The organism is Streptomyces sp. SKN60 (assembly GCF_026236535.1).
GTDB lineage: Bacteria > Actinomycetota > Actinomycetes > Streptomycetales > Streptomycetaceae > Streptomyces.
In genome coordinates, this window is sequence record NZ_JAHTMW010000010.1 from 124,633 (window position 1) to 145,751 (window position 21,119).

A 21,119-nucleotide genomic window follows, 5' to 3' on the forward strand; every position below is an offset into this window, starting at 1 on the left:
GTCAGACCTTCGCCAGGATGTCGACGGCGAAGACCAGCGTGGAGTTCTTCGGGATGCCCTGCTTCTCCTGGTCGCCGAAGGCCTCCGACGGCGGCGCCACGATCAGGATCCGGCTGCCGACCTTCTTGCCGGCGATGCCGTCCTTCAGGCCCTTCAGGGTGAGCTGGCCGAGCGGGAAGTTGGCCGGCTTGCCCATGGTGTACGTCGAGTCGAAGACCTTGCCGTCCTTCCACAGGGCGGCGACGTAGTTCACGACGACCGTGTCCGTGTCCTTGACGACCTCGCCCTTGGACTCGAGCACGTAGTTGGAGACCAGCTTGGTCGGCGGGTCGACCTTGGGCACGGTCAGCGAGGGCTGCTTGCCGTCGGTGTTGACGCCCACCTTCGGCAGGTCCTTGTTGTCCTGCGCCACCTCGGTGCCGCTGGCGGACTTCGGGATGGTCACCGCCTTGAGGATGTCGACCACGAAGACGAGCGTCGCGTTCGCCTTGATGTCGCCCTGGCCCTGCGCCCCGTAACCGAGCTCCGGCGGAATGCCGATCTCGACGCGGCTGCCGACCTTCTGGCCCTCCAGGCCCTTCTCCCAGCCCTGGATGACCTGGCCCTCGCCGAGCGTCACCGAGAACGGCTGCTTCCGGTCGAAGCTGTTGTCGAAGGGGGTGGCCTCGTCCCACTCCTGACCGAGGTAGTTCACCGAGAGCGCGTCGCCCTTCTTGGTGACCGCTCCGTCGCCCTCGCTGATCACGTTGACCTTGAGGGACTTGGGCGGGTCGCCCACGCCCTTCGAGAGGGTCGGCTTCTCGCCGAACTTCTCCCCCGCGGTGATGGCGGGAAGCCCGTTCTTCATCGAACCGGAATCGGAGCCCTTGTCGTCGCTGCCGCAGGCCGCTGTGGTGAGCAGCAGAAGCGGGACGACGAGCAGGCCGGCAAGTCGGCGCACTAGTTCCTCAGATCTCAGACGGCACAGTAGTTGTCCCGACACTCTAGGGGACCGCCCTGTGATGCACTCGGCCCCGCACGCCTGGCGTGCGGGGCCGAGTGCACGGACCGCCGTGCGTCCTACATTCCGGCGATCAGCTTTTCCACCCGGTCGTCGACCGAACGGAACGGGTCCTTGCACAACACGGTGCGCTGCGCCTGGTCGTTGAGCTTGAGGTGGACCCAGTCGACGGTGAAGTCCCGGCGCTGCTCCTGGGCGCGGCGGATGAAGTCGCCGCGGAGCCGGGCGCGGGTGGTCTGCGGGGGCACCGACTTGCCCTCGAAGATCTTCACGTCGTTGCACACCCGGGCCGCCTGGCCGTTCTTCTGGAGCAGGTAGTACAGGCCGCGGCGGCGGTGGATGTCGTGGTACGCGAGGTCTATCTGCGCGACCCGCGGGTGCGACATGGTCATGTTGTGCTTGGCCCGGTAGCGCTCGATGAGCTTGTACTTCATGACCCAGTCGATCTCGGTCTCGATGCGCTCGAGCTGCTCCTGCTCGATGGCGTCGAGCGTACGGCCCCAGAGCTCCAGGACCTGGGCGACGACGCCGCTGCGGATGCCGCGGCGGTCGACGAAGTCGGCGGCCTTCTCGTAGTACTCCCGCTGGACCTCCAGGGCGGAGGCCTCGCGGCCGCTGGCGAGCCGGACCTTGCGCTGGCCGGTGATGTCGTGGCTGACCTCGCGGATGGCCCGGATCGGGTTCTCCAGGGTGAGGTCGCGCATCACGGTGCCCGCCTCGATCATGCGCAGCACGAGGTCGGTGGCACCGACCTTGAGCAGCATGGTCGTCTCGGACATGTTCGAGTCGCCGACGATGACATGGAGCCGGCGGTAGCGCTCGGCGTCCGCGTGCGGCTCGTCTCGGGTGTTGATGATGGGGCGCGAGCGGGTGGTGGCGGAGCTGACGCCCTCCCAGATGTGCTCGGCACGCTGGGAGACGCAGTAGACGGCGCCGCGCGGGGTCTGCAGCACCTTCCCCGCACCGCAGATGAGCTGGCGGGTGACGAGGAACGGAATGAGGATGTCCGCGAGCCGGGAGAACTCCCCGTGGCGGGCCACCAGATAGTTCTCGTGGCAGCCGTAGGAGTTTCCGGCGGAGTCGGTGTTGTTCTTGAACAGATAGACGTCGCCCGCGATTCCCTCCTCGTGCAGGCGGCGTTCCGCGTCGACGAGGAGACCTTCGAGAATGCGCTCTCCGGCCTTGTCGTGGGTGACCAGTTCGACCACGTTGTCGCATTCGGGAGTTGCGTATTCCGGATGCGAACCCACGTCAAGGTACAGGCGGGCGCCGTTCCGCAGGAAGACATTGCTGCTGCGGCCCCATGACACGACACGGCGGAAGAGGTAGCGCGCCACTTCGTCAGGAGACAGTCGGCGCTGTCCCCTGAACGTGCACGTGACGCCGTACTCGTTCTCCAGCCCGAAAATGCGGCGGTCCATGTCTGAACATTACGCCTGAAGCCCTGAGCTGAAACCGGGTTCGGCCGCCCCGTTTCGATCATTTTCCGATGAGTGCGGGTTGTTTTCGGCCCGGGCGCCGCCGGGGCCGGTGCCCTGGGCGGCCCCGCTGACGGCGTGTCGCGGGCGCGGCGCGGACTCGGGCCCCAGCACCCGGCCGGTGGCCAGGAGGACCAGGAAGGCGACGAAGCCGCCGATGCCGGCCACCGCGAAACCGGCCGGGGTCCCGAAGAGTTCGACGGCGGGTCCGGAGACGGCGGAGCCGAGGGCGGCGCCGACGCCGAAGGTGGTGACGAGCCAGGAGAAGGCCTCGGTGACGGTGCCGGCCGGGGCGTGCCGGTCGACCACGATGAAGGCGCAGGCGATGGCGGGCGCCAGGAAGACGCCGGCGAGCGCGGCGAGCGCGGTCATGGCGACCGGGCCGGGTACGAGGAGCAGCGGCAGGTAGCCCAGGGCGAGCAGCAGCACCAGGACCCGCAGCCGCCGCTCGGGCGCACCGGCCCACTGGCGGGCGCCGTAGGCGATGCCGCCGACCAGGGCGCCCAGACCGAGGGCGGCCATCAGCCAGCCGTACACGGCCTCGTTGCCGCGGTCGTCGGCGTAGGCGACGGCGGCCACGGTGATGGAGCCGAGGGCGAGGCCGACGAAGAAGAACGAGCCGAGCAGCGCGAGGAGGCCCGGCGAGCGCAGGGCGCCCAGCCAGTGCGCCTCGCGGGGCGCGGAGCGCCAGGCCCGGGAGGGCTTGGAGACCACCACGGACAGGGCGCCGAGGACGCCGAGCAGATTGATCACGAGCAGCGCGGCGGCGGGCGACCACAGCGCGACGAGCAGCGTGAGCAGCAGCGGCCCGACGGTGAACATCACCTCCTGGGCGACGGCGTCCAGGGCGTACGCGCGGTGCACCCGGTCCTCACGGCCGAGCACGCTCGGCCACAGGGCGCGCAGCCCGCCTTCGAGCGGCGGGGTGAAGAGGCCGGCGACCAGGACGGCGGCGTACGCGAGGAGGAGGTTGCCGATGCCGGTGACGGCGAGGGCGGCCATGCCCAGGGCGGAGATCACGGCGGCGGGCAGCTGCACGCGCGGCTGCCCCTTGAGGTCGACGGCGCGGCCGAGGAGCGGCTGGCCGACGGCGGTGGCCAGGCCGTAGGCGGCGATGAGGCCGCCGGCCAGGCTGTAGCTGCCGCCCTCGGCGCGGGTGAAGACGGTGATGGCGACCGGGCCGGTGCCGTTGGGGAGGCGGCCGACGAGGGTGCCGACGAGCAGCCGCGCGGCGTGGGGCGCGCGCAGGATGTCGAGATAGCCGCCGTTCGCCGGGGCAGCGCCGGCCATGTTGGTCTCCCCTCCCGGGGCATCCGCCCGAGGTTTTACGTATAACTCTCGCCGTCATACGTACCATGTCGGGAGCACGCCGGTCCACCCCGCGTGCCGGACCGTCCCCGACCCGGAGGCTCCAGTGCACACGCCGGAACAGCCCGCCGCCACTCGGCCCACCAGCCGGGACGTCGCCCGGGCGGCCGGGGTCTCCCAGGCCACCGTCTCCCTGGTGCTCGGCGACAAATGGCGCGGCCGGGTCTCCGAGCCCACCGCCGCCGCCGTCCGCGAGGCCGCCGCCGCACTCGGCTACCGCCCCAACCTCGCCGCCCGCAACCTGCGCCTCGGCCGCACCCGGACCGCGCTCCTCGTCGTCCCCGCGCTCACCAACGAGTTCTTCGCCCGCGTCTACACCGGCGCCGCCACCGTGGCCGCCCGGCACGGCTTCGGCGTCGTGCTCTACCCCTCCCCCGACGGCGTCGGCCCGGCCCGCGACCCCTTCGCCTCCGCCCGCGCCGCCCTCGACGGGGTCATCGCCTCCTCCATGGCCACCGACGCCCTCAAGGCCTTCGGCGGCACCGACCTGCCCCTCGTCATGCTGGACAGCGACCCCGCCGGCGGCGGCGCCGCGGCCCACGTCAACCTCGACATCGCCGACGGCATGCGCCAGGCCGCCGGCCACCTCCTCGCCCTCGGCCACCGGCGCTTCCTGCACCTGGCCTCGGCCGTGCCCTCCTGGACCTTCGACGTGCGCGCCGAAGCCCTCGCCGACGCGCTGGCCGGTGCCTCGGTGACGCCGGTACGGGCGCCCCTGGACGTCCAGGGGGCCCGCAGAGCCGTCGAGCGCGCTCTCGCCGGCCCGGGGCCCCGCCCCACCGCGATCGTCTGCGACGACGACATCCTGGCCGCCGGCGCCTGCAAGGCCGCCCGGCGGCTCGGCCTGCGGGTGCCGGAGGACCTCTCCGTGACCGGCTTCGACGACCTGGCCCTTGCCACCGCCGTCGAACCCGAGCTGACCACGGTCTCCCTGCCCGCCGAGCGCATCGGCGAGCGCGGCATGGCCGCCCTGCTCGCCGTCCTGGACGGCCGCGAGCCGGAGCACGGCGACCTCCCGGTCATTCTCACCGTGCGCGGCTCCACCGGGCCCGCACCGGCCGCCTGAGCCCCGCTCCGCCCCCAGTCCCGTACCGCCGTACGACGAGGGCCCCGGCGCCGTACGCGTACGTACGGTCCCGGGGCCCTCGCCCGTGCCGGTGCGGCCTACTCCTCCGTGGCCTCCTCGGCCTCGTCGGACGGGTCGTCCGTCTTGGCCACGGCCGCGTCGTCCGCCTCCAGGAGGCGCTTCAGCTGCCGGCCGACGATCCGCTTGAACTTGCGCTGCTGCGGGCGGGTGCGGTCCAGGACCGCCACCTCCAGGCGCTCCGCGGGGATCTCCCGCTCACCGCCGTTGGTGTCCCGGGACAGCGCCTGCACGGCCAGCTTCAGGGCCTCCGCGAGCGACATCCCGTCCCGGTGCCGCTGGTCCAGGAAGGAGCTGATCTGCTCCGCGTTGCCGCCGACCGCGACCGAGCCGTGCTCGTCGACGATCGAGCCGTCGTGCGGCAGCCGGTAGATCTGGTCGCCCTCCGGCTCCCCGCCGACCTCGGCGACGACCAGCTCCACCTCGTAGGGCTTCTCCCCCGCACTGGAGAAGATGGTGCCGAGCGTCTGCGCGTAGACGTTGGCCAGACCGCGGGCGGTGACGTCGTCCCGGTCGTAGGTGTAGCCGCGCAGATCGGCGTAGCGCACGCCGCCGATCCGCAGGTTCTCGTACTCGTTGTACTTGCCGGCGGCGGCGAAGCCGATCCGGTCGTAGATCTCGCTGAACTTGTGCAGGGCGCGGGACGGGTTCTCGCCGACGAAGACGATGCCGTCGGCGTACTGGAGGACGACGAGGCTGCGGCCTCGGGCGATGCCCTTGCGGGCGTACTCGGCCCGGTCGGCCATGGCCTGCTGAGGTGAGACATAGAACGGCGTGGACACCGGCTACCGTCCCTTTCTTCCGGTCTGAAGGGCTGCTACGGGGTCGATGAGCGGGTCAGAGCAGGGCGGCACGCGGCCCGTCGGGCTGCTCCAGACGCCGCTCGGTGACCGACCGGGCCAGGTCCGAGGACTCGGCCTCGGTGAGCCTGCGGAAGCCCTCTTCGGTGATGACGGTGACGATCGGGAAGATCCTGCGGGCCAGGTCCGGGCCGCCGGTCGCCGAGTCGTCGTCCGCGGCGTCGTACAGCGCCTGGACGACGAGGGTGGTGGCCTGCTGCTCGGTCAGGTCGTCCCGGTAGAGCTTCTTCATCGACCCGCGCGCGAAGATCGAGCCCGAGCCGGTGGCGGCGTAGCCGTGCTCCTCGGAGCGGCCGCCGGTGACGTCGTAGGAGAAGATCCGGCCCTTCTCCTTGCCCTCGTCCCAGCCGGCGAAGAGCGGGACGACGGCGAGGCCCTGCATCGCCATGCCGAGGTTGCTGCGGATCATCGTGGACAGGCGGTTCGCCTTGCCCTCCAGGGAGAGCGTCGCGCCCTCCACCTTCTCGAAGTGCTCCAGCTCCAGCTGGAACAGCTTCACCATCTCCACGGCCAGGCCGGCGGTGCCGGCGATGCCGACCGCGGAGTACTCGTCGGCCGGGAACACCTTCTCGATGTCCCGCTGCGCGATCATGTTCCCCATGGTCGCCCGCCGGTCACCGGCGAGCACCACGCCCCCGGGGAACGTGGCGGCGACGATGGTCGTACCGTGCGGCGCCTCGACGATCCCCTCCGGCAGCTTCCGGTTGCCCGGGAGCATCTCCGGCGAGTGGTCGGCCAGGAAGTCCATGAAGGACGACGAGCCCGGCGTCAGGAAGGCCGCCGGCAGACGCCCGGTGCTACGAGTGTTCGCTTCCACGCGATCCCTCCAGGTATGCGATGGCCCGTCGTATGCGGTCGGGGTCATCTCCCAACTTGCCGATGGCCGAATTGCAGTTGAAGCACAGTACGCCACGGACCCTACCCGTCTCGTGGCAGTGATCCACATGAACGGCCGGTGCCGTTTGGCAGATGAGGCAGAGGCCGCCTTGCGACGCGATCATTTCGTCGCGGTCTGCCTCCGTGAGGCCGTACGAGCGCTTGAGATGACCCGCCCTCCCGTCGATCGCCCGGCAGGCCTTGCACCGAATCGCCCGGCAGGCCTTGCACCGAGTGGACAGCCCATCCGATGCCGTCGCGTTGCGATGCCAGTCGGAGTGAGGCTTGATCACCCCACACCGCTGGCAATACTTGTGCCCATCCGGCACTTCCACCCGCGGACGTACTCGCTGGCCCCGGGATATCTGCTTCTCGCGGTGGTAATCAGACATGCAGTCGCGGCATTCGCGTTGCAGGCCATCAAGATTCGACCGCTTGATGGCGAAGGATGTGCGTGGCTTCTCCTCACCGCACCGCGCACATCGCTTCACCCCACCACTTCCCAGCACCACCCCCGCCTTTCACCTTCGATTCGAAGGCTACTGGCCGCCCTTCTGAACGAAGCTTCGCACGAAGTCCTCGGCATTCTCCTCCAAGACGTCGTCGATTTCGTCCAGTACGGAGTCGACGTCGTCGCTCAGCTTCTCCTGGCGTTCCTTGAGGTCGGAGCTCGCCTCCGCCGTGGTCTCCTCGACCTCCTCGGTGGAACGCGTCGCCTTCTGCTGTCCGCCGCCGGTGTCCTTGGTCGCCATAAACCTCACCCCGCTCGAATCTGCCCGCTCGTGTGGGTCTGTACAAGATCCGACCCTACAAGCCGGGACTGACATCGGCCCCGCAGTTTTCACAACGACCGGGCACTGGTCTCATGATTCCCAGTGCCCGGGCATTTCAGCCGCGCTCGTTGCCGGAAAGCACGCGGACCAGTTCCTCGGCCGTGCGGCAGCGGTCCAGGAGTTCCTTGACGTGGTTCCGGGTACCCCGGAGGGGTTCCAGGGTGGGGACTCGCTGGAGGGAGTCGCGGCCGGGGAGGTCGAAGATGACCGAGTCCCAGGAGGCCGCGGCCACGTCGTCCGCGTACTGCTCGAGGCAGCGGCCGCGGAAGTAGGCCCTGGTGTCCTCCGGAGGGCTCGTCTCGGCCCGTACGACCTCGGTCTCGTCCAAGAGGCGCTTCATACGGCCCCGGGCCACCAGACGGTTGTAGAGGCCCTTCTCGGGGCGTACGTCCGCGTACTGGAGGTCCACCAGGTGCAGCCGGGCGGCGTCCCAGTCCAGGCCGTCGCGCCGGCGGTAGCCCTCCATGAGCTCCCGCTTGGCGATCCAGTCCAGCTCGCCGGCCAGGCTCATCGGATCGTTCTCGAGCCGGTTGAGGGTGTCCTCCCAGCGCGTGAGCACGTCCTTGGTCTGCTCGTCGGCGTCCGATCCGTAGCGCTCGTCCACGTACTTCCGGGCCAGCTCGAAGTACTCCATCTGGAGCTGGACCGCGGTGAGTGTCCGGCCGCTGCGCAGCGTGACCAGGAACTGCAGGGACGGGTCGTGGGAGACCTGGTGCAGGGTGCGCACGGGCTGGTCGACGGCGAGGTCGACGGTGATGAAGGAGTCCTCGATCATGGAGAGCACCAGCGCGGTGGTGCCCAGCTTGAGGTAGGTGGAGATCTCGGAGAGGTTGGCGTCTCCGATGATCACGTGTAGCCGCCGGTACTTCTCGGCGTCCGCGTGCGGTTCGTCCCGGGTGTTGATGATGGGGCGCTTGAGGGTGGTCTCCAGGCCGACCTCGACCTCGAAGTAGTCGGCGCGCTGGCTGATCTGGAAGCCGTCGTCGCGGCCGTCCTGGCCGATGCCGACCCGGCCGGCGCCGGTGACGACCTGCCGGGAGACGAAGAACGGCGTCAGGTGGCGCACGATGTCCGAGAAGGGGGTCTCCCGCTTCATCAGGTAGTTCTCGTGCGTGCCGTAGGACGCGCCCTTGTTGTCGGTGTTGTTCTTGTAGAGGTGGATCGGCTGGGCGCCGGGGAGCTGGGCGGCCCGCTCGGCGGCCTCGGCCATGATCCGCTCGCCGGCCTTGTCCCAGAGGACCGCGTCACGGGGGTTGGTGACCTCGGGGGCGCTGTACTCGGGGTGGGCGTGGTCCACGTAGAGCCGGGCGCCGTTGGTGAGGATGACGTTGGCGAGGCCGATGTCCTCGTCGGTGAGCTGGCTGGAGTCGGCGGCCTCGCGGGCGAGGTCGAAGCCGCGGGCGTCCCGCAGCGGATTCTCTTCCTCGAAGTCCCAGCGGGCGCGGCGCGCCCGGTGCATCGCCGCCGCGTAGGCGTTGACGATCTGGGACGAGGTGAGCATGGCATTGGCGTTGGGGTGCCCGGGGACGGAGATCCCGTACTCCGTCTCGATGCCCATTACTCGCCGTACGGTCATGCGGCCCTCCTTGCCCGGCGCCGCTCCCCGCACGGTGCGTGATTCGGCGGTACCCACGAGCCTAGAGCGGCCGCGCGTCGTCGGGGAGATCGAATGCGATTCGGTGAGTGGAAAACGACGGCTGCGGATGCCGGAATTCCGGACATCCGCAGCCGGTGCGCGTCACTACAGGTACTGACCGGTGTTGGCCACCGTGTCGATGGAGCGGCCGGTGTCCGCGCCCTGCTTTCCGGTGACGAGGGTGCGGATGAAGACGATCCGCTCGCCCTTCTTTCCGGAGATGCGGGCCCAGTCGTCCGGGTTGGTGGTGTTGGGCAGGTCCTCGTTCTCCTTGAACTCGTCCACGCAGGCCTGGAGGAGGTGGGAGACGCGGATGCCCTTCTGGTCGTGGTCGAGGAATGCCTTGATGGCCATCTTCTTGGCCCGGTCGACGATGTTCTGGATCATCGCGCCGGAGTTGAAGTCCTTGAAGTAGAGGACTTCCTTGTCGCCGTTGGCGTAGGTGACCTCGAGGAAGCGGTTCTCCTCGGATTCGGCGTACATCTGCTCGACCACGGACTGGATCATTCCGTGGGCGGCGGCTTCCTTGGATCCGCTGTGCTCGGCGAGGTCGTCGGAGTGCAGCGGGAGGGTGGCGGTGAGGTACTTCGCGAAGATGTCCTTGGCCGCCTCGGCGTCCGGGCGCTCGATCTTGATCTTCACGTCGAGCCGGCCGGGCCGCAGGATCGCGGGGTCGATCATGTCCTCGCGGTTGGAGGCGCCGATGACGATGACGTTCTCCAGGCCCTCGACGCCGTCGATCTCGGCGAGCAGCTGCGGGACGATGGTGTTCTCCACGTCCGAGCTGACGCCGGATCCGCGGGTGCGGAAGAGGGATTCCATCTCGTCGAAGAAGACGATGACGGGGGTGCCCTCGCTCGCCTTCTCGCGGGCACGCTGGAAGACCAGGCGGATGTGCCGCTCGGTCTCGCCGACGTACTTGTTGAGGAGTTCGGGGCCCTTGATGTTGAGGAAGTAGGACTTCCCGGCGGGCTGTCCGGTCACCTCGGCGACCTTCTTGGCAAGGGAGTTGGCGACGGCCTTCGCGATCAGCGTCTTGCCGCAGCCGGGCGGTCCGTAGAGCAGGATGCCCTTGGGAGGCCGCAGTTCGTGCTCCTTGAAGAGGTCCGGGTAGAGGTAAGGGAGCTCGACGGCGTCGCGGATCAGCTCGATCTGGTTGCCCAGACCGCCGATCTTGTCGTAGTCGACGTCCGGGACCTCTTCGAGGACGAGTTCCTCGACCTCGCTCTTCGGGACGACCTCGTAGACGTATCCCGACCGGGGCTCCAGGAGCAGGGCGTCGCCGGGGCGGATGGTGATGTCGAGCAGCGGCTCGGCGAGCCGCACCACCCGCTCCTCGTCGGTGTGTCCGATGACCAGGGCGCGCTCGCCGTCCTCGAGGATCTCCTTGAGGGTGACGATGTCCCCGGCGCGCTCGAATTCCATGGCCTGGACCACGTTGAGCGCCTCGTTGAGCATGACTTCCTGGCCCCGCCTGAGCTCGTCGAGCTCGACTCCGGGGCTCACGTTCACCCGGAGCTTGCGGCCCCCGGTGAAGATGTCGCAGGTGTCGTCCTCGTTGGCCTGCAGGAAGACACCGAAGCCGGCCGGCGGCTGCGCGAGCCGGTCGACCTCCTCCTTGAGGGCCACGATCTGGTCGCGGGCCTCACGGAGGGTGTTGGCGAGCCGCTCGTTCTGAGCGGACACGCCGGCCAGGTTCGTCTGCAGCTCGACGATCCGCTCCTCGAGAATCCTCGTGTGACGCGGAGAGTCGGCGAGCTTGCGGCGCAGGACGGCGATTTCCTGCTCGAGATAGGCAACCTGACCGGCGGGGTCGTCAGACCCCCGCCCGGGCCGGATGCCGCGGTTGATGTCGTCGTCGTGGGCTGCCACGGTCCTCACCTCCTCCAAGGGGAGCTGGACGCTTCCTGACCCTACCTGGGTGGGTGATGATTGAAACCCCTAGATCAAAAAGACTCCGGGGTGTGTCCGATCTTCACCCTTGCGCTTCCCCTCACGCCAGGGGAATACCCACCGGCGGTCATTGCAAAAGCGCCCGGTTGTATCGTCGTGGGTGGTCAACACCCGTCAGGCTTGACCGGACTTAGCGAATCGACGCGGAAACGGCAGGCGACATGACCGTGCAGCAGGAGACCCCGGCCACGGGCGCCCGGGAGGCGCTGGAGGTCTGGATCGATCAGGACCTGTGCACCGGGGACGGCATCTGCGCGCAGTACGCCCCCGAGGTGTTCGAGCTCGACATCGACGGGCTCGCTTATGTGAAGAGCGCGGACGACGAGCTGCTCCAGGAGCCGGGGGCGACGACTCCGGTGCCGCTGCCGCTGCTGCAGGACGTGGTGGACTCGGCGAAGGAGTGCCCGGGCGACTGCATTCATGTGCGGCGGGCGGCGGACGGCGTCGAGGTGTACGGACCCGACGCGGAGTGACCACTGGGTGACCGTGCGATACCGGACCCCGCTGCTGAGGGGGTCCGGCCGCGTGGTCCGGCGGCGTGGTCCGGCCGGTCAGACGGCGCGGGCCGGGTCCTGGGCGCTGCGGACGAAGGCGCCGCCCCGCCAGCGCCAGTTCACCTGCTCGCGTTCGTCGGGGCAGCAGCTCGGGACGTCCGCGGAGGAGTAGCCGAGCAGGGTCGCGTGGACGGCCCCGTCGCGTACGGCGAGGTCGCCGACGTTCTTCAGCTGCGAGGGTTCGACCAGGGTCGCCACGACGCGGGCGGCGGGGGCGCCGGCGCCCTTGCCGCGGGTGAGGACGTAGATGCCGCTGGGCGGTGTGCCGGAGCCGGCTTCGCAGTGTACGACTGCGACGGTCTCCGGGTTTCCGTCGCCGTCGAGGTCGCCGCTGGCCTTGCGGGCGACGGTGCTGGGCGCTCCCCCGCAGGCGAGCGGGTAGTGGGCCGTCGCGGCGTCGGGGGCGGGCAGCGGTGCGGGGGGTGCGGCGGTCGCTCCGGCCGGGTCGGGCTGCAGCAGTCCGGCGAGGGCGACGACTCCGGCCATGGCGGCGGCGGTGGCCAGCCAGTGCACCGGCCGGGCGTGGGTGTGCGCGAGGTCCGGGACGGCGGAGGTCTGCACGCGGGGCGTCTCCTGTGAGGTGGTGCGGAAGGAGTTCGTACGGTGACCGGCATCGTGCCACACGTCACAGTGCGGCGGAACAGGCGGGGTGCGGCCCTCCGGTCGTACGGCGCTCATGAAGGTGCCGCCGTCGGTTTCCGGCGCCCTTGGGCGGGAACTCGACGGCGGCACGCGCGCGTTGTGGGGGCGTCAGCCCCTGGGCGTCAGCCCCTGGGCGTCAGCCCTTGTTGGGGCCCTCGTAGTCCTCGCCGTAGGCGCCCTTGGCGGGGCGGCGGCGGCGCATCGGGGGCTCCACGCCGTCGGCGAGCCGGCGGGCGGTGACCAGGAATCCGGTGTGGCCGATCATGCGGTGGTCGGGGCGCACGGCCAGACCCTCGACGTGCCAGTTGCGGATCATGGACTCCCAGGGCTGCGGCTCGGCGTAGCAGCCGAACTCGCGGATGGACTCCACGGTGCGGGCGAGCTGCGTGGTGGTGGCCACGTAGCAGCACAGGATGCCGCCGGGGACGAGGGCCTTGGAGACGGCCTCCAGGCATTCCCAGGGGGCGAGCATGTCGAGGATGACGCGGTCGACCTCGGTGTCGGACAGGTTGTCCTGGAGGTCGCCCACGGTGAGCTGCCACGCGGGGTGCGGGCCGCCGAAGTAGCGCTCGACGTTGCCCTTGGCGATCTCGGCGAAGTCCTCGCGGCGCTCGTAGGAGTGCAGCATGCCGCTGTCCCCGATGGCGCGCAGCAGGAAGGCGCTGAGCGAGCCGGAGCCCACACCCGCCTCAACGACGCGGGCGCCGGAGAAGATGTCGGCGAAGGCCAGGATCTGCCCCGCGTCCTTGGGGTAGACCACGGCGGCGCCGCGGGGCATGGACAGGACGTAGTCGGGGAGCAGGGGGCGCAGCGCCAGGTAGGCGACGTTTCCCGTGGTACGGACAACACTGCCCTCGGGAGCACCGATCAGCTCGTCGTGCGGGAAGGACCCCTTGTGGGTGTGGAAGTTCTTCCCGGCCTCGAGCGTGAACGTGTAGTGGCGTCCCTTGGGGTCGGTGAGCTGGACCTGGTCCCCGACCTTGAAGGGCCCGCGACGGCGGGCGGCACCGGTCGGTTCGGACATGTGAGCACCCTATCAAGCGCTTCCTCCCCTCCGGCGCGCTCAAGTCGCTGCCGACGGTCGACCGTGCTCGGCGACTCGTTCCTCGCCGCCTCCGCGCGCTCTCCCTTTCGGCACCGCCGCGCTCCTTCGGCTCGGAAGCGGGTGTACCGGTGTTACGAGGAGGGTCGTGCCATGGCCTTGACGAAGGCCCGCTCCACGTCGGCGGTGGACAGCACGCCGTAGATCTCGCCGCCTTCCTCGACGACCAGGTACTCGGTGGCGGGGCTCGCCCGGAGGTGGTCGAGGAGGGGCTGGCCGGCGAGGTCGGCGGGGACCCGCATGCCGTCGGCGAGGTCCTGGGCGAGGGCGCTGACGGCGACCCAGGGGCGGCGGTGCTGGGGGACGGAGGCGATGGCGGTCTCGCGGACGATGCCGGTGGGGGCGCCCTGGCCGTCGACGACGACGAGGGCGCGGGCGCCGGCCTCGTTGGCCCGTCGCAGGGCCTCGGAGAGCGGGGTGGCGGTCTCGACGGGGATGGCGCGGCGGGTCAGGGTGCGGGCGCGCAGCTCGGGGAGGTGTTCGCGGAGCCGGGCCATGCGCAGGCTGTTGCCGGCGCCGGTCCAGATGATGGCGGCGAGGATCGCGGCGAGCAGGGCGTCGGTGACGGTGGTGAAGCCGCTGATGTCGTCGGTGGAGTTGCCGAGGAGGCCGGTGCGGGTGAGCAGGGGCAGTCCGATGAGGACGGTGACGGCGAGCGCGCGGCCGACCCAGGCGGCGGCGACGGTGCCGGTCATCGGGTTGCCGGTGAGCTTCCAGACGACGGCGCGGAACATCCGGCCGCCGTCGAGGGGCAGGCCGGGCAGCAGGTTGAAGATCGCGACGATCAGGTTGGAGATCATCAGTCCGCCGAGCAGGACGGCGGGGACGGTGCCGGGCTCGACGGCGTACAGGCTGGCGTAGAAGACGCCGGCGAGGACGAGGGAGAGCAGCGGGCCGACGAAGGCGAGGACGAATTCGCGGCCGGGGGTCTCGGTCTCCTTGTCGATCTCGGAGACGCCGCCGAAGAACTGGAGCTGGATGCGGCGCACGGGGAGCTTGAAGCGGAGCGCGGCGAGGGTGTGCGCCAGTTCGTGGACGAGCACGGAGGCGTAGAAGGCGATGGCGAAGAACAGGGAGACCAGATAGCGGGCGGCGCCGAGTTCGGGCAGGACGCGTTCGATCTGGTCGCCGAAGACCCAGGTGATGAGGGCGGCGACCAGGAACCAGCTGGGTGCGACGTAGACGGGCACGCCGAAGGGGCGGCCCATCAGGATGCCGCCGCCCGGCTCCTCGGTCCGCTGCGGCTTGGACTCGTCCTGGTTCACGGGTTCCTTTCGTCGCCGGGCCGTCGGGCCCGCGCACTGGGTCACGGTTCGATCATGCAGTGCGACGGGTCCTGCGTCGATGGTATTCCGCGCGCGCCTGTGGACGGGATCAGGGGCGACGTGATCGGGGTGGGAGCGGTCGGAGCGGCGCTCGCTGTCAGTGGCGGGCCGTAGGGTCTGTGTCATGAGTACGAGCGAGCAGCCGCCCGTGGCGGCGGTGGAGGCCCGGGCCCCCATGTCGTTGTCGCCGTCGCGGGCGAGCGACTTCATGCAGTGCCCCCTGCTCTACCGGTTCCGGGTGATCGACCGGCTGCCGGAGAAGCCGAGTGCGGCGGCGACCCGGGGGACGCTGGTGCACGCGGTGCTTGAGCGGCTGTTCGACGCGCCGGCGGTGGAGCGGACGGCGCCGCGTGCGAAGGCGCTGGTGCCGGGGCAGTGGGACCGGCTGCTGGCCTCGCGCCCTGAGTTGGGCGAGCTGTTCGAGGGGGACGCGGAGGGCGAGCGGCTCGCGCAGTGGCTGACGGAGGCGGAGTCGCTGGTCGAGCGGTGGTTCACGCTTGAGGATCCGACGCGTCTGGAGCCGGCCGAGCGCGAGCTTTTCGTGGAGACGGAGCTGGCCTCGGGGCTGCGGCTGCGCGGGGTGATCGACCGGGTGGACGTGGCGCCGACGGGCGAGGTGCGGATCGTCGACTACAAGACGGGCAAGGCGCCCCGCCCCGAGTACAGCGAGGGCGCGCTGTTCCAGATGAAGTTCTACGCGCTGGTGGTCTGGCGGCTGAAGAACGTGGTGCCGCGCCGGCTGCAGCTGGTGTATCTGGGCAGCGGTGACGTGCTGACGTACGACCCGGTGGAGGCCGATCTGCTGCGGGTGGAGCGCAAGCTGCACGCGCTGTGGGAGGCGATCCGGCTGGCGACGGAGTCGGGCGACTGGCGGCCCCGGCCGACGAAGCTGTGCGGCTGGTGCGATCACCAGGCGGTGTGCCCGGAGTTCGGCGGCACTCCCCCGGTGTATCCGCTGCCGCTGGTGCCCGCGCGCCCGCCGGAGTCCGGCGCGTAGACCCAGGGCAGAATGGATCAGGTCCAGCCCACCCCGTGAAGGAGTTGTCCGTGGCTATCCGCGTCCTACTGGTCGACGACCAGCCCCTGCTGCGCACCGGTTTCCGGATGATCCTGGAGGCCGAGCAGGACATCGCGGTGGTGGGTGAGGCCGGGGACGGTCTCCAGGCTCTCGACCAGGTGCGGGCGTTGCAGCCCGATGTGGTGCTGATGGACATCCGGATGCCGCGGATGGACGGGGTGGAGGCGACCCGGCAGATCACCGGCCCGGGCCGGGACGGCCCGGCGAAGGTCCTTGTGCTGACCACCTTCGACCTCGACGAGTACGTGGTGGAGGCGCTGAAGGCGGGGGCGAGCGGCTTCCTCCTGAAGGACGCGCCGGCGACCGAGCTGGTGCAGGCGATCCGGGTGGTGGCGGCGGGCGAGGCGATGCTGGCGCCGTCGATCACCCGGCGGCTGCTCGACAAGTACTCGGCGCATCTGCCCTCGGGCGAGGAGCAGGTGCCGGACACGCTGAACACGCTGACCGACCGCGAGGTCGAGGTGCTGAAGCTGGTGGCGCGCGGGCTGTCGAACGCGGAGATCGCGGCGGATCTGTTCGTCAGCGAGACGACGGTGAAGACCCATGTCGGGCATGTGCTGACCAAGCTGGGCCTGCGCGACCGGGTGCAGGCCGCGGTGTACGCGTACGAGAGCGGTCTGGTGCGTCCCGGCGCGCAGTGACCGCGCCGTCCGCCTCCCCCGAGGCGGTACGCGGAAGGGCCCGGCGCGCGCGTCGCACGCCGGGCCCTTCGCCGTACCGGAGGCCTGATCCGTACCGGAGGCCTGATCCGTACCGGAGGCCTGGTCAGCCCTTCTTGATCTCCCAGAAGCGGAAGACGGTGGAGGCGTCCAGGGTCCATTCGAGGCCGGTGACGCCCTCGCGGGCGACGGCGTACTGCTTGCCCTGCCACAGCGGAAGGAGCGGGAGCTCGTCGGCGACGAGGTCCTGGACCTTGTTGTAGGTGGAGCCGGTCTGGGACCGGTCGGGCGAGGCGGCGACGGCCGGCAGCAGCTCGCCGGTGATCAGGGCGTTCTTGTAGCGGTTGCCGAGGACGTTGTCGTCGCCGAAGAACGGCGAGGTGAAGTTGTCGGCGTCCGGGTAGTCGGGGACCCAGCCGCGGACGTACACGCCGTACTTGCCGGCGTCGATGTCCTTCTCGTACTGCTCGTAGGGCACCGACTGGACCTTGGCCTCGAACAGGCCGCTGGCGTTGAGCTGGCCGGCTATGGCCTCCATCATCTGGTCGGTCGAGGGCCCGAAGCGGTTCGGGGTGGACCAGAGGGTGAGCTTGACCTTGCCGCTGACGCCGTCCTTGCGCAGCGCCTCCTTCGCCTTGGCGGTGTCGGGGTCGCCGTAGGTGTCGAAGAACGAGGTGGCGTGGCCGGCGATGCCGGCCGGGACGATGGAGTACAGCGGCGTCGCGGTCGACTTGTAGACGTTCTCGACGAGCGCCTCGCGGTCGACGAGGTGGGCGATGGCCTTGCGGACGCCGAGCTTGCCGGCGACCGGGTCCTTGACGTTGAAGACCAGGTGCTGGACCTCGGCGCTGGAGCCCTGGACGACCTGGATGCCCTTGGCGTCGGTGCGGTTCTCCAGGGCGGCGATGTCGTCGGCGGCGAGGCCTCGGTAGGCGACGTCGATGTCGCCGGCGGAGAGGGCCTTGCCGAGGGCCTCGCGGTCGCCGCGGTAGAGCTTCAGGGTGACGCCGCCGTTCTTGCGCTTGGCGTTGCCCTGGTAGCTGTTGTTGGCGGTGAAGACGGCCTCGGTGTCGCTGAAGGAGTCGAGCTTGTACGGGCCGGAGCCGGCCGCCTTGCCGTCGGTGCGCAGGGCGTCGGCGGCGTACTCGCGGTGGTCGACGATGGAGCCGGCGCCCGAGGCGATCTTGCTGGGGAAGGTGGCGTCGGCGACCTTCAGGCGGAAGACGACGGTCTTCGCGTCGGGGGCCTCGATGGAGTCGATCGAGGAGAGCAGCGGGGCCGGGCCGTTGGGGTCGGCGATCTTCAGGGCGCGCTCGAAGGAGAACTTGACGTCCTCCGACGTGAGCGGGTTGCCGTTGGAGAACTTCAGGCCCTCGCGGAGGGTGCAGGTGTAGACCTTGCTGCCGCCGGAGAAGGCGCACTTGTCGGCGGCGTCGGGCTCGGGCTCGGAGCCGCCCTTGGGGAAGGCGAGCAGGGACTGGAAGACGTTGTTGAACAGCAGCCAGGAACCGGGGTCGTAGCCGCCGGCCGGGTCGGTCGCGACGATCTCGTCGGACATGCCGACCCGGACGGTCGGTCCGGCGTTACCGGAGCCTTCGCCCTGTTCGGTGCCGCAGCCGCTGAGCAGGGTCGCGGCCAGGCCCGCGGCGAGCGGGGCGGTCAGCCACTTGTTGTGTGCCTTCACAGAACTTGCCTCTTGATCTCTTGCCAGGCCGGCCGCGCGGGCAGTGCGCGGCCGGTACAACGAAGGGGTCAGGCGGTGCCGCGGCCGAGCTCCCACAGGAGCAGGTCGGAGGAGGTGTTCAGCGCCCATTCGACGCCGGTGACGTCGTCGCGGGCGGCGACGTACTGCTTGCCCTGCCACAGCGGCAGCACCGGGACGTCCTTGGCGACGATCTTCTGGATCTGCTCGAAGACCGGGGTCGCGGCGGTGCGGTCGGCCTGGCGGCGCGACTGCGGGATCAGCCGGTCACGGACGGACTGGTTGACGTAGGGGGTGTTGAGGAAGTTGTCGCTGTCCAGGAACGGCGCGATGTAGTTGTCCGGGTCCGGGTAGTCGGGGAACCAGCCGAGGCCGTAGACGGCGTAGTCGCCGCGCTTCTGCGCCGGGCGGAACTTGGACCACTCGGTGCCCTTGATCTTGGCGTCGAACAGCTTGGAGGCGTTGAGCTGGGCGCCGAGCGCCTCGAACTCCTCGGCCGTCTCGCTGCCGTAGTGGTCGGTGGTGTAGTTGAGGGTGACCGGGACGGGCGTCTTCACGCCGGCGTCGCGCAGCAGCTTGGCCGCCTTGGCCGCGTCGGGCTCGCCGTAGGTGTCGATGAACGAGGTGGCGTGGCCGGTGACGCTGGAGGGGATCAGCGAGTACAGCGGCTGGGCGGTGGGGCCGTAGACCTGCTCGATCAGCTTGCCGCGGTCGACGACGGAGGCCATGGCCTGCCGGACGGCCTTCTCCTTGACGGCCGGGGCCTTGGTGTTGAAGCCGAGGTAGCGGATCTCCAGGCCGGGGACCTCGGTGAGGTTGATGCCCTCCTGGGGCTTCTCGGTGAGGTCCTTGATCTGGGGCTGCGACATGGCGCGGGCGGCCATGTCGATGTCGTCGGCGCGCAGCGCCTTGTCCATGGCGGCGGCGTCGGCGAAGGAGCGCAGTTCGACCTTGTCGTTGCGCAGGGTGATGTCGCCCTGGTACTTCGGGTTCTTGGTGAAGACGAATTTGGTCACCGCGTCGCCGGAGACCTCGGTCTTCAGGGTGTACGGGCCGGAGCCGTCCACGTCGAAGCCGGCGCGCAGCGCCTTGCCGTCGTACTTGGCCTTGCTGAGGATGCCGGCGACGGGGGTGGAGAGCTTGTACGGGAAGGTGGCGTCGGGCGTCTTGAGGTGGAAGATCACCTCGAGCTCGCCCCGGGTCTCCACGGTGTCGATGTTGGAGAGCAGGGCGGCCGTGCCGTTGTCGGACTTGATGGCGAGCACGCGCTCGACGGAGAACTTGACGTCCGCGGCGGTGACCGGGGTGCCGTCGGCGAAGGTGAGGCCCTCGCGCAGCTTGCAGCGGTAGCTCTCGCTCTCCTTGTCGGAGAAGCCGCAGCTCTGGGCGGCCTCGGGGACCGGCGCACCGCCGCCGCGCGGGACGTGCATCAGGGTCTGAAGGGTCTGCCGCAGGATGTTCCAGGCGCCGGTGTCGTAGGCGAAGGCCGGGTCGAGCGGGGCGGGGGCGTCCTCGGTGGCTTCGAACCGGTCCGTGGTGCCGACGACGATGGCTCTGCTGTCGTCCCCTCCGCCGCAGCCGGCGAGCAGGGGGGTGAGCAGGGCGGCCACGGCGGGCAGCACCAGGGTCTTGCGGTTCATCTGGGACGTTCTCCTCATCCGGCACGGGGTGTCGGCCGGCAGTGGTACAGCGGCTTTCGGGCACTCCGTCGGCCGCCCGGTCGGGGCGGTGGCGATCGGGCCGGGATGGGGGTGCGATCGGGCCTGTGGACGCGGCGACTTGGGTGGGCGCCGGGGCACGCGGTGGGGTGCGGCGGAGTACTCGCGAAAGCGTAGTGGGCGGCGCCGGGGTTACTGGACGGAAGCAATCGCGGCCGTCACCCGGGGGCGATCATGAATACGGTGCGTTCGATAGTCATGCAGGGGAATGATTCGTACGCGGCTGGGCGAATCGGGACACAAGAGCGGGGTGTAACCGCCGGTTTCCGGACACCGCACGCAGACAGGCCACCCGCCGGTCGGCACTCTGCGTGACGAAGCTCACGCAGGGTTCTTTCCGGCGGATGGCCTGTTCGTTTCCGGACGCGAAGCGGGGTGGCTCGGATCCCGCTCAGATCCCGTGCGGCGCGGCGCTCCGGGAGGTGATCAGGGTGCGCAGGAAGGGCACGTCGACCTCTTCCAGGGAGCGCACCACGACCCGGCCCGCGGAGGGCGCGATGGGGGCGACGGAGGGCACGGCGACGACCCGGCAGCCGGCCGCCTCGGCGGCCGCGACTCCGGTCGCGGTGTCCTCGACGACGGCGCACAGCAGGGGGTCCGCGCCCACCCCGCGGGCGGCGGTCAGATACGGCTCCGGGTGCGGCTTGGTACGGGCCACCTCGTCGCCCGCGACGGTCAGCGCGAAGCGGTCGCGGCCGAGCGAGCCGAGCACCCGGTCGATGATCCGCCGGTGCGAGGCGGAGACCAGGGCGGTGGGGATGTTGTGCCGGGCCAGCTCGGTGAGCAGCCGGTCGGCGCCCGGCATCAGCGGCACACCGCGGTCGATGCGCTGCTCGAACTTCTCGTTGAGCAGCACGGTGAGCTCGGCCAGGGTGATGTCGGCCCCGGTGGCCTCGATCAGATAGCCGGCGCTGCGGGTCATGGGACCGCCGACCACGATGTCCCGCCAGGACTCGTCGAGCCGGTGCCCGAGGTCCGCGAAGACCTCCACCTCCGCGTCCCACCAGAAGCCCTCGGTGTCGACGAGGGTGCCGTCCATGTCGAGGAAGACCGCCTGCAGCGCGGAGCTGCCGTTGGCACGGGACAAGGACGCGGGGACCGTACTGGTCATCCGGCACACCTCCACGGAGGGACGAAGAGGCCGGTCACCCTCCCCGGTACGGGGGTGGCGACCGGCCTGCACTGGACCGA

Annotated in this window: 19 protein-coding genes; 4 read left to right on the forward strand and 15 right to left on the reverse strand. The window is 70.2% G+C overall.

Annotated features, from left to right (window positions below; translation table 11 throughout):
• Window position 1: 1 nt before the first annotated feature.
• The 3 genes from KV205_RS18535 to KV205_RS18545 all read right to left on the reverse strand — a co-directional run bounded on the left by KV205_RS18535 (window position 2) and on the right by KV205_RS18545 (window position 3,768).
• Entirely contained in the window at window positions 2-940 is a 939-nt protein-coding gene (locus KV205_RS18535) for an FKBP-type peptidyl-prolyl cis-trans isomerase (protein ID WP_265865514.1), read from the reverse strand.
• A gap of 119 nt (window positions 941-1,059) precedes the next feature.
• Complete coding sequence (gene pafA / locus KV205_RS18540; protein WP_265865515.1) at window positions 1,060-2,421, reverse strand: Pup--protein ligase; 1,362 nt, start codon at window positions 2,419-2,421, stop codon at window positions 1,060-1,062.
• Between the two features lie 9 nt (window positions 2,422-2,430).
• On the reverse strand, window positions 2,431-3,768 hold the full coding sequence (locus tag KV205_RS18545) for an MFS transporter (RefSeq protein WP_265865516.1): 1,338 nt from the start codon (window positions 3,766-3,768) through the stop codon (window positions 2,431-2,433).
• A gap of 124 nt (window positions 3,769-3,892) precedes the next feature.
• Here KV205_RS18545 and KV205_RS18550 point away from each other — a divergent pair, with 124 nt between their 5' ends.
• Window positions 3,893-4,912: a LacI family DNA-binding transcriptional regulator gene (locus tag KV205_RS18550; RefSeq protein WP_265865517.1), complete on the forward strand. Its 1,020-nt coding sequence runs from the start codon at window positions 3,893-3,895 to the stop codon at window positions 4,910-4,912.
• A 98-nt stretch (window positions 4,913-5,010) separates the two neighbouring features.
• Here the strand turns inward: KV205_RS18550 and prcA are convergent, their stop codons facing one another.
• The 6 genes from prcA to arc all read right to left on the reverse strand — a co-directional run bounded on the left by prcA (window position 5,011) and on the right by arc (window position 11,067).
• Window positions 5,011-5,772: a proteasome subunit alpha gene (gene prcA / locus KV205_RS18555; RefSeq protein WP_265865518.1), complete on the reverse strand. Its 762-nt coding sequence runs from the start codon at window positions 5,770-5,772 to the stop codon at window positions 5,011-5,013.
• 55 nt (window positions 5,773-5,827) lie between these two features.
• Window positions 5,828-6,667: a proteasome subunit beta gene (gene prcB / locus KV205_RS18560; protein ID WP_265865519.1), complete on the reverse strand. Its 840-nt coding sequence runs from the start codon at window positions 6,665-6,667 to the stop codon at window positions 5,828-5,830.
• On the reverse strand, window positions 6,648-7,118 hold the full coding sequence (locus tag KV205_RS18565; protein ID WP_306806334.1) for an endonuclease VII domain-containing protein: 471 nt from the start codon (window positions 7,116-7,118) through the stop codon (window positions 6,648-6,650). The genes prcB and KV205_RS18565 overlap by 20 nt, the downstream gene beginning before the upstream one ends.
• 147 nt (window positions 7,119-7,265) lie before the next feature.
• Complete coding sequence (locus tag KV205_RS18570) at window positions 7,266-7,478, reverse strand: ubiquitin-like protein Pup (protein WP_175439096.1); 213 nt, start codon at window positions 7,476-7,478, stop codon at window positions 7,266-7,268.
• Between the two features lie 136 nt (window positions 7,479-7,614).
• Window positions 7,615-9,135 carry a depupylase/deamidase Dop gene (gene dop / locus KV205_RS18575; protein ID WP_265865520.1) on the reverse strand — a complete coding sequence of 507 codons (1,521 nt, stop codon included), beginning with the start codon at window positions 9,133-9,135 and terminating at the stop codon, window positions 7,615-7,617.
• 165 nt (window positions 9,136-9,300) lie between these two features.
• Window positions 9,301-11,067 (reverse strand): proteasome ATPase, encoded by a 1,767-nt coding sequence (arc, locus tag KV205_RS18580; protein WP_265865521.1) that lies wholly within the window; start codon window positions 11,065-11,067, stop codon window positions 9,301-9,303.
• A gap of 242 nt (window positions 11,068-11,309) precedes the next feature.
• Here arc and KV205_RS18585 point away from each other — a divergent pair, with 242 nt between their 5' ends.
• Complete coding sequence (locus KV205_RS18585) at window positions 11,310-11,621, forward strand: ferredoxin (protein WP_265865523.1); 312 nt, start codon at window positions 11,310-11,312, stop codon at window positions 11,619-11,621.
• 78 nt (window positions 11,622-11,699) lie between these two features.
• On the opposite strand, the gene KV205_RS18590 is transcribed toward KV205_RS18585, so the two are convergent.
• The 3 genes from KV205_RS18590 to KV205_RS18600 form a co-directional block, all read right to left on the reverse strand.
• Window positions 11,700-12,263, reverse strand: coding sequence for a hypothetical protein (locus tag KV205_RS18590; RefSeq protein ID WP_265865524.1), 564 nt, complete (start codon window positions 12,261-12,263; stop codon window positions 11,700-11,702).
• Window positions 12,264-12,480: 217 nt separating this feature from the next.
• Window positions 12,481-13,368, reverse strand: a complete 888-nt coding sequence (locus KV205_RS18595) for a tRNA (adenine-N1)-methyltransferase (RefSeq protein WP_265865525.1) — start codon at window positions 13,366-13,368, stop codon at window positions 12,481-12,483.
• A 152-nt stretch (window positions 13,369-13,520) separates the two neighbouring features.
• On the reverse strand, window positions 13,521-14,711 hold the full coding sequence (locus KV205_RS18600; protein ID WP_374214687.1) for a site-2 protease family protein: 1,191 nt from the start codon (window positions 14,709-14,711) through the stop codon (window positions 13,521-13,523).
• 184 nt (window positions 14,712-14,895) lie between these two features.
• On the opposite strand from KV205_RS18600, the gene KV205_RS18605 reads away from it, so the two are divergent.
• Window positions 14,896-15,768, forward strand: a complete 873-nt coding sequence (locus KV205_RS18605; RefSeq protein WP_265865527.1) for a PD-(D/E)XK nuclease family protein — start codon at window positions 14,896-14,898, stop codon at window positions 15,766-15,768.
• A gap of 50 nt (window positions 15,769-15,818) precedes the next feature.
• Window positions 15,819-16,490: a response regulator transcription factor gene (locus tag KV205_RS18610; protein WP_265865528.1), complete on the forward strand. Its 672-nt coding sequence runs from the start codon at window positions 15,819-15,821 to the stop codon at window positions 16,488-16,490.
• 124 nt (window positions 16,491-16,614) lie between these two features.
• On the opposite strand, the gene KV205_RS18615 is transcribed toward KV205_RS18610, so the two are convergent.
• The 3 genes from KV205_RS18615 to KV205_RS18625 all read right to left on the reverse strand — a co-directional run bounded on the left by KV205_RS18615 (window position 16,615) and on the right by KV205_RS18625 (window position 21,039).
• A complete protein-coding gene (locus tag KV205_RS18615) occupies window positions 16,615-18,192 on the reverse strand; it encodes an ABC transporter substrate-binding protein (protein WP_265865529.1) in 1,578 nt (525 codons plus the stop codon).
• A 68-nt stretch (window positions 18,193-18,260) separates the two neighbouring features.
• Window positions 18,261-19,850, reverse strand: a complete 1,590-nt coding sequence (locus KV205_RS18620; RefSeq protein WP_265865530.1) for an ABC transporter substrate-binding protein — start codon at window positions 19,848-19,850, stop codon at window positions 18,261-18,263.
• Window positions 19,851-20,319: 469 nt separating this feature from the next.
• Window positions 20,320-21,039 carry an HAD family phosphatase gene (locus KV205_RS18625; protein WP_265865531.1) on the reverse strand — a complete coding sequence of 240 codons (720 nt, stop codon included), beginning with the start codon at window positions 21,037-21,039 and terminating at the stop codon, window positions 20,320-20,322.
• Between the last annotated feature and the right edge of the window lie 80 nt (window positions 21,040-21,119).

What these genes read in the sequence shown, in the direction of transcription:
- pafA (WP_265865515.1), bottom strand. Translation starts at nt 2,421, where the DNA reads ATGGACCGCCGCATTTTCGGGCTGGAGAACGAGTACGGCGTCACGTGC.
- KV205_RS18545 (WP_265865516.1), bottom strand. Translation starts at nt 3,768, where the DNA reads ATGGCCGGCGCTGCCCCGGCGAACGGCGGCTATCTCGACATCCTGCGC.
- KV205_RS18565 (WP_306806334.1), bottom strand. Translation starts at nt 7,118, where the DNA reads ATGTCTGATTACCACCGCGAGAAGCAGATATCCCGGGGCCAGCGAGTA.
- KV205_RS18570 (WP_175439096.1), bottom strand. Translation starts at nt 7,478, where the DNA reads ATGGCGACCAAGGACACCGGCGGCGGACAGCAGAAGGCGACGCGTTCC.
- dop (WP_265865520.1), bottom strand. Translation starts at nt 9,135, where the DNA reads ATGACCGTACGGCGAGTAATGGGCATCGAGACGGAGTACGGGATCTCC.
- KV205_RS18585 (WP_265865523.1), top strand. Translation starts at nt 11,310, where the DNA reads ATGACCGTGCAGCAGGAGACCCCGGCCACGGGCGCCCGGGAGGCGCTG.
- KV205_RS18595 (WP_265865525.1), bottom strand. Translation starts at nt 13,368, where the DNA reads ATGTCCGAACCGACCGGTGCCGCCCGCCGTCGCGGGCCCTTCAAGGTC.
- KV205_RS18605 (WP_265865527.1), top strand. Translation starts at nt 14,896, where the DNA reads ATGAGTACGAGCGAGCAGCCGCCCGTGGCGGCGGTGGAGGCCCGGGCC.
- KV205_RS18620 (WP_265865530.1), bottom strand. Translation starts at nt 19,850, where the DNA reads ATGAACCGCAAGACCCTGGTGCTGCCCGCCGTGGCCGCCCTGCTCACC.
- KV205_RS18625 (WP_265865531.1), bottom strand. Translation starts at nt 21,039, where the DNA reads ATGACCAGTACGGTCCCCGCGTCCTTGTCCCGTGCCAACGGCAGCTCC.